Source organism: Planktotalea sp. (assembly GCF_039984035.1).
In the GTDB taxonomy this organism is placed as follows: Bacteria; Pseudomonadota; Alphaproteobacteria; order Rhodobacterales; family Rhodobacteraceae; genus Planktotalea.
In genome coordinates this window covers 1-12,593 of the sequence record NZ_JBDWVM010000232.1, presented here as the reverse complement: position 1 = coordinate 12,593, position 12,593 = coordinate 1, and the positions used below count along the sequence as shown (strand labels likewise).

10 protein-coding genes and 1 pseudogene are annotated in these 12,593 nt (G+C 55.2%); 7 read left to right on the top strand and 4 right to left on the bottom strand.

Translation table 11 applies throughout. The features are described from left to right. Positions 1-158: pseudogene (locus ABJQ89_RS10530) on the top strand (alkane 1-monooxygenase); the annotation flags it as partial. 51 nt (positions 159-209) lie between these two features. On the opposite strand, the gene ABJQ89_RS10525 reads toward ABJQ89_RS10530, so the two are convergent. The 4 genes from ABJQ89_RS10525 to ABJQ89_RS10510 all read right to left on the bottom strand — a co-directional run bounded on the left by ABJQ89_RS10525 (position 210) and on the right by ABJQ89_RS10510 (position 3,657). Further along, positions 210-1,388: an ammonium transporter gene (locus tag ABJQ89_RS10525; RefSeq protein WP_348496194.1), complete on the bottom strand. Its 1,179-nt coding sequence runs from the start codon at positions 1,386-1,388 to the stop codon at positions 210-212. A gap of 153 nt (positions 1,389-1,541) precedes the next feature. Further along, positions 1,542-2,018, bottom strand: coding sequence for a CinA family protein (locus tag ABJQ89_RS10520; RefSeq protein ID WP_348496193.1), 477 nt, complete (start codon positions 2,016-2,018; stop codon positions 1,542-1,544). Beyond that, positions 2,015-2,512 (bottom strand): phosphatidylglycerophosphatase A, encoded by a 498-nt coding sequence (locus ABJQ89_RS10515; protein ID WP_348496192.1) that lies wholly within the window; start codon positions 2,510-2,512, stop codon positions 2,015-2,017. Before ABJQ89_RS10515 ends, ABJQ89_RS10520 begins: the two co-directional genes overlap by 4 nt. Next, entirely contained in the window at positions 2,509-3,657 is a 1,149-nt protein-coding gene (locus ABJQ89_RS10510; protein ID WP_348496191.1) for a bifunctional 2-C-methyl-D-erythritol 4-phosphate cytidylyltransferase/2-C-methyl-D-erythritol 2,4-cyclodiphosphate synthase, read from the bottom strand. Before ABJQ89_RS10510 ends, ABJQ89_RS10515 begins: the two co-directional genes overlap by 4 nt. Before the next feature lie 137 nt (positions 3,658-3,794). Here ABJQ89_RS10510 and dusB point away from each other — a divergent pair, with 137 nt between their 5' ends. From dusB to trkA, 6 genes are all read left to right on the top strand, one after another. After that, the gene (gene dusB, locus ABJQ89_RS10505) at positions 3,795-4,790 is read left to right on the top strand and encodes a tRNA dihydrouridine synthase DusB (RefSeq protein ID WP_348496190.1); all 996 of its coding nucleotides are present in this window, start codon (positions 3,795-3,797) and stop codon (positions 4,788-4,790) included. Further along, a complete protein-coding gene (locus ABJQ89_RS10500; protein WP_348496189.1) occupies positions 4,787-5,872 on the top strand; it encodes an ATP-binding protein in 1,086 nt (361 codons plus the stop codon). The genes dusB and ABJQ89_RS10500 overlap by 4 nt, the downstream gene beginning before the upstream one ends. Next, complete coding sequence (locus tag ABJQ89_RS10495) at positions 5,872-7,242, top strand: response regulator (protein WP_348496188.1); 1,371 nt, start codon at positions 5,872-5,874, stop codon at positions 7,240-7,242. The genes ABJQ89_RS10500 and ABJQ89_RS10495 overlap by 1 nt, the downstream gene beginning before the upstream one ends. Positions 7,243-7,382: 140 nt before the next feature. Then, complete coding sequence (locus ABJQ89_RS10490; RefSeq protein WP_348496195.1) at positions 7,383-9,635, top strand: PAS domain-containing sensor histidine kinase; 2,253 nt, start codon at positions 7,383-7,385, stop codon at positions 9,633-9,635. Positions 9,636-9,650: 15 nt separating this feature from the next. Next, positions 9,651-11,066 carry a sigma-54 dependent transcriptional regulator gene (locus tag ABJQ89_RS10485; protein WP_348496187.1) on the top strand — a complete coding sequence of 472 codons (1,416 nt, stop codon included), beginning with the start codon at positions 9,651-9,653 and terminating at the stop codon, positions 11,064-11,066. Positions 11,067-11,208: 142 nt separating this feature from the next. Beyond that, positions 11,209-12,585 (top strand): Trk system potassium transporter TrkA, encoded by a 1,377-nt coding sequence (trkA, locus tag ABJQ89_RS10480; protein WP_348496186.1) that lies wholly within the window; start codon positions 11,209-11,211, stop codon positions 12,583-12,585. The last annotated feature ends 8 nt before the right edge of the window (positions 12,586-12,593 follow it).

Sequence of the window (12,593 nt, the reverse complement as noted above, 5' to 3'; positions counted from 1 at the left end):
ACCATCATACGCATCCGTCGCGCCAGTATCCTGCGTTGCAACTGGATGAAGAACAGATGCCGATGCTCCCGTACAGCCTGCCTATGATGGCGGTTATCGCCCTCATGCCGCCGCTTTGGCGGCGCGTGATGGATCATCGCGTCGCCCTCTGGAATTGAAAAAGGCGGGCCTGTTAAGACCCGCCTTTCAGAACTTTCATGTCGACGTGCTTAGGAAGTCATGTCGTACGCGCGTTCGCCGTGGACTGTCAGATCAAGACCGTTGATTTCGGTTTCATCATCCACGCGCAGTGGCGTGATGGCTTTCACAACGAAGATCAGAACGATTGTCACAACGATCGTGTAGGCGCCAACCACGGCCAAACCGCCGAGCTGAGCCGCCCATGCGCCTGCACCGAAGACAGCGATCATGATCGTGCCGAAGATACCGCCAATGCCGTGCACTGCGAAGACGTCAAGCGTGTCATCAATCTTGAGACGGTTACGGATCACAACGACAGCTTCTTGGCACAGAATGCCTGCGACTGCACCGATGATCAGCGCCTCAACAGGGCCGACAAAACCGGATGCTGGCGTGATGGAGGCAAGACCCGCAATGGTGCCTGTAACGATACCGACGAGGGAAGATTTGCCGAATTTGATCTTTTCCCAAAGCGCCCATGTCAAAGAGGCGGTTGCCGCTGAGATATGTGTCACAGTGATCGCCATTGCCGCGCCGCCATCAGCAGCGAGCTGGGAGCCACCGTTAAAGCCAAACCAACCGACCCAAAGCATCGCCGCGCCGATCATTACGAAGCCGGGATTGTGGGGTGGTGTATTCTGGTTTTTCCGTGGTCCAAGGAAAATCGCGAGGATGAGCGCTGCAAGTCCAGCTGTTTCGTGAACCACGATACCGCCAGCAAAGTCTTTCACGCCGACTTCACCAAAGATGCCGCCGTCAGCCATCATGCCACCGCCCCAGATCCAATGCACGACTGGCGCGTAGCACAGCAGCATCCAAAGGCCGGAGAAGAGCAGAACGAAGGTAAAGCCAACGCGTTCCACATATGCGCCAACGATCAGCGCAGGCGTGATGATTGCGAAGGTCATCTGGAAGGCAAAGAACAGAACCTCGGGCAGGGTGCCAGACAGGCTCTCGGTGGTGACGCCATTCAGGAATGATTTTCCGAGACCACCCCAATATGGGCCGCCGTCACCAAAGGCGATGGAATACCCGAAGGCCAACCATAAAACGCTCATTAAACATGCAATTGCGTAGCAGTGCATGAAGACACTGAGTACATTTCGGGCACGCACGAGGCCGCCATAAAACAATGCGAGGCCGGGCAAGGTCATAAACAAGACCAAAGCCGTAGCCACAATAATCCAACTTGTATCGGCGCCGTTCATCAGAGCCTCCCTTTTGAGTGATTTTGCTGGCGCACTGAATGGCGCGCAATCTTTGCCACAAAAAGGTGCATTCGCGAAAACTAGAGATTAAAAACTGCGCAAATCGCAAACTGAGCAAAGTTTAATCAAAAAAATAGGGGTGTTGTATAAATTTTAGGCGTTATGAAAAAGTTGGTTGTAGATCAGTGAAAGCCCATGATCACGCGCGGCGTTGCGGACATTTTCACGACCAAGGGGACCAAATTCGATGGTTTCACTCGTTGTTGTGCCATTCATAGACAGCCCAAAACAAACGCGTCCTTCGGGTTTGAAATCCGATCCACCGGGTCCAGCAATGCCTGTCACCGAAAGCGCGATCTGCGCTTTGGACTGCGCAAGCGCGCCAGCCGCCATTTCGCGCGCTATCTCTTCGCTGACGGCACCGAAACTGTCTAAGGTCTCAAGGGCGACGCCAAGCATCTCTTGTTTGGCCTCGTTTGTGTAGGTCACAAAACCGCGCTCAAAAACGGCCGAGCTGCCTGGGATATCGGTCAGGGCGGCGGCGATGAGACCCCCTGTGCAGCTTTCTGCAGTCGTGATCATCACATTCATCTGCCGCGCGCGATCAAGAATGTCGCTGGCGAGGCTCACATGATCACCAAGTGAAACAAAGCCGCCAAAGCGAGAACGCCAAGCCCTGCGAAAATTCCTGCGATCACGTCGTCGAGCATGACGCCAAGCGCATCGTCGCGCCGGTCTGCCCAACCCACAAGCCAGGGTTTGGTGATGTCGAAGGCACGGAACAGCACAAAGGCCGCAACCCAACCCGGCAACAGCGCCAACGCACCGAGATCGAGCATCCAAGTACCATGAAGCACGGGCAGCAGGGCGATCCATTGCCCTGCGACCTCATCCACGACGATTTCAGAGGGGTCGTGATCCTCTGCGCCCTTTGTCATTTCAATAGTGGCCCACCAGCCTACAAAGAAAACCGCGATGGTGGCGATAAGGAACAGCCAAAACCCACCGAGTTGATAGAGTAGGTAGGCAAGCGGTAAAGCGGCGAAGGACCCCCATGTGCCCGGCGCGGGGCGCATATGGCCGACGTAAAAGACGGTGCCAATCAGGCGGGCAAGTGCGTTCATGTTTTCACCAATGTTGCGTTGGCAAGGGCGGCGATGCCTTCCTCGCGTCCTGTAAATCCAAGTTTCTCACTTGTCGTCGCTTTGACCGAGATGCGATCCAAATCCAACCCCATCAGCTCTGACATTTTCAAGCGCATCGCTTGGGCATGCGGGCCAATCTTGGGTTGCTCGCAAATGAGCGTACAGTCGATGTTCGAAATCGCAAAGCCGCGCTCAACTGCGAGAGCAACCGCATGGCGCAGGAAGATTTCGCTCGCCGCGCCTTTCCATTGCGGATCAGAGGGTGGGAAATGCTGGCCGATGTCCCCATCTGCCAATGCGCCGTAGATGGCATCCGTGACTGCATGCATAGCAACATCGGCGTCCGAATGTCCTTTGAGGGCTTTATCGTGGGGAATACGAACGCCGCAAAGAATGACGTGATCCCCGTCTTCAAATGCGTGCACGTCAAAACCGTTGCCTAGTCTTACGTCCATTGTCTGCTCCAAATGCGCCTCTGCGCGGGCGAAATCCGCAGGCGTCGTTATTTTTAGATTGGCCTCATCGCCTTGGGTGATGTGTACGTCAAGACCTGCGGCGCGCGCAACTTCCACATCGTCGGCGGCACTCCCTATATGGGCGGCGTGGGCTGCGTGAATCGCGGAGCGTAAAAAACCCTGTGGTGTTTGAGCGCGAAACAGACCCGCGCGATCCTGTGTGCCAGTCACTTGTCCATCTGCGCCGCGCCAAAGCGCATCGCTGACGGGCAAGGCGGGCGCCGCGCCGATTGACGTATCGAGCGCCGCGATCACACCATCAATGACAGCGTCTGGCACCGTACAGCGCGCGACATCATGGATAAGCACATGGGTGGTGTTCTCGCTCAGCGCATCAAGGCCCGCGCGCACCGATGCATCGCGACTTTTCCCGCCACTGCAGGTCTGAACGCCCTTTATTGATGCAGCATGCGCAGCATCGTCGGGGTGAATCACCAAAATGACCTCAGAAATATCGCGGCGCTGCGTAAATCTCGCGCAGGTCCAATGCGCAACAGAGCGACCAGCAAGCAGTTGCCATTGTTTAGGCAAGGGGCCACCAGCGCGCGTTCCGCGCCCAGCGGCGACGATCACAGCGCCGATGCGTTTGATTTGAGGCTGTTTTTTCATGCCGCAGTCTTATCTCTGACGTGCCCAAGGTGCAATCACGGCGTCATTTGCTTAAATTTTAGGCAGATAGCAGTTTGTTGCTTGGATTATATGCGCTCTCCATTGAGGCGGGGAAATCCACTTTGTAAGGCTATAGGATGAAGAACTCGCTCCATATCGGCTCCACATGCCTCGCGCCACCAGTTTTACTGGCGCCTTTGGCAGGAATCACGGATTTGCCGTTTCGAAACTTGGTCAGTTCTTTTGGTGCTGGTTTGGTTGTGAGTGAAATGGTTGCAAGTCAGGAAATGGTACAAGCCAAGCCAGGTGTGCGCGAAAAGGCCGAGCTCGGCTTTGGCGCGGCGCAAACCTCGGTACAGATCGCTGGGCGCGAAGCCTACTGGATGGCGGAGGCCGCACGTATCGCCGCAGCGAATGGTGCACAAATTATAGACATCAACATGGGCTGCCCGGCAAAAAAGGTCACGAGCGGGTATTCTGGTTCTGCCTTGCTCAAAGATTTGGATCATGCGCTCGGCCTGATTGAGGCGGTTGTTGACGCGGTCGACGTGCCCGTCACGTTGAAAACCCGACTAGGTTGGGATGATGCCTTGCTCAATGCGGGTGAGTTGGCTGTGCGCGCCGAAGCTGCGGGCATTCAAATGATGACGATACATGGCCGCACCCGTTGCCAATTCTACAAAGGACATGCGGATTGGGCCGCGATCCGCGCGATTAAAGAAGCGGTTGAGATACCAGTTATCGCGAATGGCGACATCGTTGATAGCGCCACAGCACGCGAGGCACTGCGCCTCAGCGGTGCAGATGGCATCATGATCGGGCGGGGCGCGCAAGGGCAGCCTTGGGCGCTTGCGGTGATTGCCGCTGAGCTTTTTGATCTGCCGACGCCGAACATTCCAACCGGCGATGCGTTAATCGAAATGGTATGTTCGCATTATCAAGAAATGTTGAAATTCTACGGCGATGAGTTGGGCGGACGCGTCGCGCGCAAACATCTTGGTTGGTACATGGACGGTGCCAAAACAGAAAAAGCATTGCGCAAAGCAATCTTGACCAGCCGTGACCCCCAAAATGTGATTTCGCTTTTGCCACGCGCATTGGCCCCTCAAGAAACTCAGGAAGATGCAGCATGATCAGTGATGCAACAATTTGGATGTCGCTCCCCGTCGCTACGGTTCTCATCGACCCAGACGACAATATCGCGGACCTTAATCCCGCGGCAGAGGGCTTCTTCAACAGTTCGGTTAAAGCGCTGCGAGGCTCTCCAATCTGGGACAAGTTGGCCGTTGATGCCCCGATGGAAGACGCATTGGCACGGGCGCGCAAAAATTCATCGCCGTTGTTTGTGAATGACGTCGATGTAGGCACGGGAGAACGCGCACCGTTGCAATGCAGCCTGCAGATTGCGCCCTTGTCGGGCAATGACGGCTTTATGGTGCTTATGATTTCACCACGTGAATTGGCTGGGCGTATTTCCCAAAGCCAAGGTGTCAAATCTGCCGCTAAATCAGCCATTGGTATGGCTGAAATGCTGGCACATGAAATTAAAAACCCCTTGGCGGGCATCACGGGCGCGGCCCAGCTGCTGTCGATGAACCTCACGCCCGAAGATTTGGAACTGACTGATCTGATCGTCGAGGAATCGCGCCGTATCGTAAAACTGCTCGAGCAGGTTGAGCAATTTGGCAATCTTCATGCGCCAGACCTCAAGGCTGTAAACCTGCACGATGTTCTGGATCGCGCGCGCCGCTCTGTTTTGCTCGGTTATGGCGCCGAGATGAACATTATTGAAAAATATGACCCCTCGCTGCCAGCGGCCTATGCGGACAATGATCAGCTTTTGCAGGTTGTTCTGAACCTGCTCAAAAACGCATCTGAAGCAGCTGGCGAAGGGGGCGGTACGATTTGGCTGCGCACATACTTCGAGCATTCATTCAGTTTGCGCCGCGCCAGCGGTGCAGGGCGTGCCTTGCCCCTTCAAATTGAGATTATCGACGATGGTCCGGGCCTCCCACCGGAACTCGCCGACGATGTTTTCGATCCCTTCGTTTCGGGACGCGAAAATGGAACGGGACTCGGCCTCGCGCTGGTCTCCAAGATTATTTCAGATCACGGCGGCTGGATCGCCGTGGATTCAGTGCCAGGGCGCACAGTATTTCGAATTTCACTCCCAATGGCCCCAGCCGAGGCAATTGAACAAAAGGAAACTAACTAATGGACGGTACAGTTCTCGTTGCAGATGATGATCGCACAATTCGAACAGTGCTCACCCAAGCGCTCACGCGTGCGGGATGTAAGGTTCATGCAACCTCTTCGTTGACCACGCTGATGCGCTGGGTCGCAGAAGGGCGGGGCGATGTCGTGATTTCAGACGTCATGATGCCCGATGGCAATGGTCTGGAAATGCTCCCCAAGATCCATGAGGATCGCCCGGGCCTGCCTGTGATCGTGATCTCAGCGCAAAACACGATCATGACCGCCATCAAGGCCAATGAGGCCGATGCCTATGATTACCTGCCCAAACCTTTTGATCTACCTGACCTGATGAAACGCACGGCGCGTGCATTATCGAGCAACAACGGCTCCGCTGCGCCGACCTCGACGGATCAACGCACAACTGGGGATGAGCTGCCCTTGGTGGGTCAAACGCCGGTCATGCAAGCGCTCTATAGTCTGATTGCGCGTGTGATGAACACGGATATTCCAGTTCTAATTACCGGTGAATCGGGAACAGGCAAAACGGCCATTGCGCGCGCGATCCATGACTTCTCGGACCGTCGCACGCTACCTTTCGTCAGCATGAGCACTGCTGATCTGCAAGATATCGAAGGTCCAGCGCGTGCCTTGGCGCGCGCAAAGGGTGGCACGCTGCTTATTGAAGAAATCGCCGATATCGATCTAGAGGCCCAAGCCCGTCTAGTGCGCATGATGGATGCGCCCGGTGAACATGTGCCGCGTTTCTTGGCAACGTCCTTGGTTGATTTGGCTGGTAAGTTGGAAAGCGGTGAGCTGCGCCAAGACCTTTATTATCGCCTTGGTGGCGCGACACTATCTGTGCCGGCCTTGCGTGAGCGCGTTGAGGACATCGATCTGCTGGCGCAGCACTTCCTTGCTAAGTCCGAAGCAGAGGGTGCACCAGCGCGTGGACTTTCGGCCGAAGCAGGTAAGTTGATCCATGACTACAGCTGGCCCGGAAACGTGCGCCAATTGGAAAATGCTATGCGCCGCCTTAGCCTGACAGCGCGTACAGATGCGATTACCCGCTCTGAGGTCGAAATGGTTTTGGGAAGTCAACCAGACCTCGAACCTGTTCTAACGGGCGAGATGACGACCGAAAAACTCTCTGCTTCTGTCGAGCGTCATTTGCGTCGTTATTTCGATTTGCACGGCGGATCTTTGCCGCCAGCGGGCATTTATGCGCGTATTTTGCGTGAATTCGAGCAACCGTTGATCGAAATCTCACTTGAGGCAACGGGTGGCAATCAGGCTAAATGTGCTGATTTGTTAGGAATAAACCGCAATACCTTGCGTAAGAAAATCACAGACCTCGATATTCGCGTGACACGGCAACGCAAATTGATGTAAAACCGCAACATAACGTGGCCCAAACACATCGCTTGCGCGATTCTTAACGAGAGCCACAAAAATTGGCGGTGGAGCGAAAAGCTCCCATAGATCGAGGGCAGAGCGTGAGCCAGCCTGTAAACGGACCAGCGTCCGCGTCTTTGGCGCGGCGCAACAAAGCGTCATGGTGGACGCGACTGTCGTATTGGCGTCGTCAAAGACGGGTCCAAAACGCGGTGACGCTCTGCGTTGTCTTGCTCGGTCCTGTGCTGGCTCTAGCGACATTCCTTGTCCTTGGTCCGCTGGATCAAAACGTCAGCGCGCCCAGCCTGCGCTTCGTGCTTCTTCTTGATCTCGTTTATGTGCTTGTCGTCGCCGCCTTGGTTCTACAACGCGTGGCCAAGATGATCGCAGCGCGCCGCGCGCGTTCCGCCGGATCACGATTGCACCTTCGCTTGACTGGTGTTTTCGCGCTGATGGCACTCATTCCGACAGTCACAGTCGCTATTTTCGCGGGCCTCACGATCAATATGGGATTGGAGGCGTGGTTTTCGCAGCGTGTCCAGCGCGTTGTCGGAAACTCGCTCGCAGCTGCGCAAGCCTACGAAAACGAACATCGCCGCGATCTAGAGCAGGATGCCACGGCCCTAGCCAGCTACTTAAACCGTCGTAGCGCGGAAGTGCGGTTTGCCGGCACGGCTAATCTGGGTGATGTGCTGCGCGAAGGGCAATTGCAAATCCAACGTGGGTTGCGCGAAGCCTTTATCGTCGATGGCACGGGCGAGGTGCGCACACGCGGTGATCGCTCTTATCTGTTCGACTTTGACGAACTTGCACCCGTCGAAATCGAAAGCGCGCGTATCAACGGCATACATATCATAGAAGACTGGCAGAACAATGAGTTCCGCGCCATTCTTAATCTAACGGGGTATGTTGATCACTACCTCTATGTCAGCCGTCAGGTCGATGGGCAAATCCTGCAACTGCTCGATGAAACCCAAGAGACAGCGCTGTTTTATCAACAACAAGAGAGCGAACGCGGACGTCGTTTGTTCGAGTTCGGTCTGATTTACATCGGCTTTGCCCTGATCCTTATCTTGGCCGCTGTTTGGCTTGGCCTTTGGTTTGCGGAACGTTTGTCGCGTCCTGTGGGTCGCTTGGCGGGCGCGGCGCAGCGTGTTGGGTCTGGTAACCTCGATGTGCAGGTTCTCGAAGAAGAGGGCGATGATGAAATCGCCATGCTGGGTCGATACTTCAACCAAATGACGCGTCAGCTTAAAGGGCAGCGCGAAACGATGCTGGAGAACAACCGCCAGATCGAACGCCGCCGCCGTATGTTTGACTCGGTACTGACCTCTGTGACCTCGGGCGTTGTGGGCTTGGACGAAGAAGGGCGCGTATCTTTTGTGAACCGCTCTGCTGAACGCCTGCTTGGGTGGCATGAAACGCAAACAGATGTGGCGCTCTCGGTTGCTGTCCCTGAATTTGGACCGCTTTTGGAAAAACTACGCAAGGGGCACATGAATACGGCCCAAGATGAGATCAAGGTGAGCCGCGATGGCCAACTTGAAAATCTCTTGGTGCGCATGTCCCGCCGCCGACGCGAGGATGGTACGTTAGAGGGCTATGTTGTGGCCTTTGATGATGTGACCGATCTCGTCACAGCGCAGCGCATGGCCGCTTGGGGCGATGTGGCCCGCAGGATTGCGCATGAGATCAAGAACCCGCTTACCCCGATCCAACTCTCGGCGGAGCGTATTCAACGGAAATTTACCCCGCTTTTGGGCGAAAACTCTGAAAAACTTGAACAAATGACGGGCGTCATCATCCGTCAAACCGGCGATTTGCGCCGTATCGTAGATGAATTCAGCAAGTTCGCGCGTATGCCAGAACCCGACAGACGCAGCGATGATCTGATCGCTCTGGTGCGCGATGCCGCAATTTTGCAAGAAGCGGGACAGCCTGATGTCTCTTTCGACATTTCACTGCCTGAGGGCGAAATGATCGTTGAGCTTGACGCGACAATGATTTCCCAAGCTTTGACCAATCTGATCAAAAACGCTGGGGAAGCGATTGAAAGCTATGCGGAAAAATTCGGTCTTGCCGATCTCGTGAGCGAAGTGTCTGTGACACTGAGCGTTGAGAAGTCGGATGCCGTGATCAAGATCGCAGATAGCGGCATTGGCCTGCCAGAAGATCGCGCACGGCTGTTCGAACCCTATGTAACGACACGCGACAAGGGCACGGGTCTCGGCCTGCCGATCGTAAAAAAAATTATCGAAGAACATGGCGGATCATTGGTTCTAACCGATGCACCGCTCATCAATGGGCAAGGGCGCCCAGGGGCGATGGCTGTGGTGCGTTTACCACTTCTCGCCGCTGGCGAAGCAGCTCTTGCATCGGAAGAAACTTAAATGGTGGAGAGAATGATGGGCGACATTCTAATTGTAGATGATGAACGGGACATCCGAGAGCTAATCTCGGATATTCTGGAAGACGAAGGCTTTAGTACACGGCTTGCAGGCACATCTGACGAGTGCATGAATGAGGTGACATCCGAGCAACCTGCTTTGATGATCCTTGATATCTGGCTCAAGGACAGCTCGATGGATGGCATCGACATCCTGAAGGTGGTCAAGAAGGACTATCCTGACGTACCTGTTGTGATCATATCGGGACATGGCAACATTGAGATTGCCGTCGCTGCAATCAAGCAGGGCGCCTATGATTTCATTGAAAAGCCATTCAACATTGATCAGCTCTTGGTGGTGATCCGCCGCGCAATGGAAACATCGCGTTTGCGCCGCGAAAACCACTCGCTCAAGCGCCGCGATGCGCCAAGCACAGAGATGATCGGCGACAGCGCGTCTTTCCGCACGTTGATTTCGCAGCTCGACAAAGTCACCAAGTCCAATGGCCGCGTTATGCTGCGCGGTCCTGCGGGGTCGGGCAAAGAAGTGGCCGCGCGCTATATCCATGCCAATTCAAACCGTGATGATGCGCCTTTCGTCACCGTGAATTGCGCAGGCGTGGAACCTGAACGCATGGAAGAGGTTTTGTTCGGCCAAGAGGGCAAAGATCAGGGCATTCAGCCCGGTTTGCTGGAACAGGCCAGCGGCGGCGTGATCTATTTTGACGAAGTCGCGGACATGCCACTTGGCACGCAAAGCAAGATCCTGCGCGTTTTGGTGGACCAACAATTTACCCGCGTTGGCGGCTCTGACAAAGTGCGCGTTGATCTGCGCGTAATTTCCTCGACGAGCCGTGACTTGGAGGCCGAAATCGCAGGTGAACGCTTCCGTGAAGAGCTTTATCACCGCCTTAACGTGGTGCCGATTCCAGTGCCGTCCTTGGAGGAGCGCCGCGAAGACATTCCGCTTCTGGCAGAACATTTCATTGATGAATGCCATAAATCTCAAGGACTTGCAGCGCGCGCGATCTCTGAAGAGGCCGCAGCATTGATGCAAACGATGGTTTGGCCGGGCAATGTGCGCCAGCTTAAGAACCTGGTCGAACGGGTCTTGATCCTTGGCGATAGCACCGGCCCGATTGAGGCGCGCGAATTACCAAATGAGCAAAGCGCGAGCGAAGAAGAGGGGCGCGTTGTTCTGTCCGGCTCCCTTGCGACATTGCCGTTGCGCGAGGCGCGCGAAGCTTTTGAGCGCGAGTATCTTCTGACGCAGATCAATCGCTTTGGCGGCAATATTTCCCGCACGGCCAACTTTGTTGGAATGGAGCGATCCGCCTTGCACCGCAAACTGAAATCCTTAGGCGTTGTGACCACCAACAAGGCCGGTGCACGGGTTGCGCGCGTGGAGGATGATGAGGTCGAAAACGCGAACTGATACATTTTGCGTCACACGCGCGCTCTGTTTCATCCTGATCTTCGGATGGATACCATCATGCGTTTCTCAAGCGGGCTCAGCCATTGACCCGCTTGTGTGTCTCTGTCATTCAAGTCAAACGTGAGTTCAGCAGGGGCCGAACATGAAGGTCATTATTTGCGGTGCGGGCCAAGTTGGCTGGCAAATTGCACGACATCTTTCCGGTGAAAGCAATGACGTGACGGTGGTTGATAACAACCCCGATCTCGTGCGACGTGCAACTGATTCATTGGATGTTCAGGGCATTGCAGGCTTTGCCAGCTATCCAGATATCTTGGATCGGGCAGGGGCGCGCGATGCAGATATGATCATTGCCGCGACCCATTCTGACGAAGTGAATATGGTCACCTGCCAAGTGGCGCATTCGGTTTTCGCGATCCCGCGTAAGATCGCGCGCCTGCGCAGCCAATCTTATCTGGATGCGATCTACTCTGACCTGTATCGCCGTGATCACATGCCGATCGATGTCGTGATTTCCCCTGAAAAGGAAGTCGCAGACGCAGCCCTACAACGGCTTTCGGCGCCGGCGGCGTTTGATACGGAAACCTTCCTAGATGGGAAGGCCCAGCTTTTGGGTCTGTTGGTTGACGAAAACTGCCCCATCGTGAACACGCCGTTGCGCCAATTGACGGATCTATTTTCAACGCTGCGCTCTATCGTGGTTGGCGTGCGCCGTGATGGCACATTGTTTGCGCCCGAAGCCGGTGATCAGTTGTTTGTCGGCGATGAATGCTACGTGTTTAGCCATGTCGAAGACGTCACGCGCACCATGGAAATTTTCGGCAAAACCCACAAACTGCAAGAGCGTGTTGTTTTGATCGGCGGTGGCAACGTTGGTTTGGCGGTCGCGCAGGCGCTTGAGGGTAGAACCGAACGCGTACGCGCGAAGATCATCGAAAAGAACCGCGAAGTCGCTGAATTCGCCGCTGATGCGCTGGAACGGACCATCGTTTTGCATGGGGACGGTTTGGACGTGTCTTTGCTTGCAGAAGCGAACATCAAACGCGCTGATGCCGTCCTAGCAGTGACGGATGATGACAAAACCAACATGCTTGCAGCGGTACGCGCCAAGGCCGCAGGTTGCCCGATGGCTGTTGCCCTGATCAACGATCCAACCTTGGTGCCTTTGATGGGACCACTCGGAATTGATGCCTATATCAACCCCCGTGCGACCACCGTAAGTTCGATTTTGCGCCATATTCGCCACGGTCGCGTGCGCGCGGTCTATTCCATCGGGGATGCCGAGGCAGAAATGATCGAAGCCGAAGTTTTATCGACTTCACCGCTTGCTGGGCAGGTCATTCGCGATGTCGATTTCCCCGAAGGAGTGCTTGTTGGCGGCGTTCTGAAAGAGGGTAAACTCCATCGCCCAACAGGCCATTTGGGCATTGAAGAAGGCGATGTCATTGCGCTCTTTACCATGAGCGCGGATGTCCCCGAAGTGGAGCGCCTGCTGCAAGTCTCCATCGACTTCTTCTAACCGCTCAT

What these genes read in the sequence shown, in the direction of transcription:
- ABJQ89_RS10525 (WP_348496194.1), bottom strand. Translation starts at nt 1,388, where the DNA reads ATGAACGGCGCCGATACAAGTTGGATTATTGTGGCTACGGCTTTGGTC.
- ABJQ89_RS10515 (WP_348496192.1), bottom strand. Translation starts at nt 2,512, where the DNA reads ATGAACGCACTTGCCCGCCTGATTGGCACCGTCTTTTACGTCGGCCAT.
- ABJQ89_RS10510 (WP_348496191.1), bottom strand. Translation starts at nt 3,657, where the DNA reads ATGAAAAAACAGCCTCAAATCAAACGCATCGGCGCTGTGATCGTCGCC.
- dusB (WP_348496190.1), top strand. Translation starts at nt 3,795, where the DNA reads ATGAAGAACTCGCTCCATATCGGCTCCACATGCCTCGCGCCACCAGTT.
- ABJQ89_RS10500 (WP_348496189.1), top strand. Translation starts at nt 4,787, where the DNA reads ATGATCAGTGATGCAACAATTTGGATGTCGCTCCCCGTCGCTACGGTT.
- ABJQ89_RS10495 (WP_348496188.1), top strand. Translation starts at nt 5,872, where the DNA reads ATGGACGGTACAGTTCTCGTTGCAGATGATGATCGCACAATTCGAACA.
- ABJQ89_RS10485 (WP_348496187.1), top strand. Translation starts at nt 9,651, where the DNA reads ATGGGCGACATTCTAATTGTAGATGATGAACGGGACATCCGAGAGCTA.
- trkA (WP_348496186.1), top strand. Translation starts at nt 11,209, where the DNA reads ATGAAGGTCATTATTTGCGGTGCGGGCCAAGTTGGCTGGCAAATTGCA.